1 pseudogene is annotated in these 264 nt (G+C 57.2%); it reads left to right on the top strand.

Annotated features, from left to right (window positions below):
• Positions 1-28: 28 nt before the first annotated feature.
• A pseudogene (locus tag AC0L3J_RS38140) lies at positions 29-264 on the top strand (lipoprotein-releasing system transmembrane subunit LolC); the annotation flags it as partial.

Raw genomic sequence — 264 nt, 5'->3', positions numbered from 1 at the left:
CGGAACTGAGCCTGATGGGGGCGGAGTAATGGCGATGCCTTTATCGTTATTAATTGGCCTGCGTTTTAGTCGCGGACGGCGGCGCGGCGGCATGGTGTCGCTGATCTCCGTTATTTCTACCATTGGCATTGCCCTCGGCGTGGCGGTATTGATCGTCGGCTTAAGCGCGATGAACGGCTTTGAACGCGAACTGAACAACCGTATTCTGGCGGTGGTGCCGCATGGTGAAATCGAGGCGGTGGATCAGCCGTGGACTAACTGGCA

Source organism: Bradyrhizobium sp. Kon37, assembly GCF_055807535.1.
Note: the sequence above shows the minus strand (reverse complement) of the source record. Positions and strands in the feature narration are given on the sequence as shown.